A 473-nucleotide genomic window follows, 5' to 3' on the forward strand; every position below is an offset into this window, starting at 1 on the left:
GACTCTGGCAGATCAGCGGGCGCAGCACGCTTGGCTACGAGGAGCGGGTGCGGCTAGATATGCATTATATCCGCAACTACTCGATCTGGCTCGACCTGTATATCATCTTCCGCACTGTCGCAGTCGTGATCTCGGGGCGCGGCGCATTCTAGGCGTCGCAGGCGCACGAACGGGGCGAATTTTGCGGCGCGCCCTGCCGATGCGCTGATTCTCCTGCCGCGCCGGGGCAGCCGTCGAGCTGGCCAACCGTCTCATGGGTGAGGATATGACAAGCCGGACCGATGCCGATGAATCGCTGGTCGAGCGGGCGACCGGGCCGGCATGGTTGCCAGCCCAGCTTCCCGCCGACTGCACCATGGTGGCTTGAGGCCGCCCGCTCCTGGCATCCCCTGCTCGGAGCTACCCCAACGGCCTGAGGTCGCAGCGTCCTCGGCTCCCCCCGCCGAGGACGCTGCGACCTCAGGCCGTTGGGG

Annotated in this window: 1 protein-coding gene; it reads left to right on the forward strand. The window is 66.8% G+C overall.

All coding sequences use genetic code 11. The features are described 5' to 3' along the window. Positions 1–11 precede the first annotated feature (11 nt). Complete coding sequence (locus I6F33_RS38450; protein ID WP_225145793.1) at positions 12–152, forward strand: sugar transferase; 141 nt, start codon at positions 12–14, stop codon at positions 150–152. The last annotated feature ends 321 nt before the right edge of the window (positions 153–473 follow it).

The organism is Bradyrhizobium sp. BRP20 (genome assembly GCF_020194215.1).
Taxonomy (GTDB): Bacteria; Pseudomonadota; Alphaproteobacteria; order Rhizobiales; family Xanthobacteraceae; genus Bradyrhizobium; species Bradyrhizobium yuanmingense.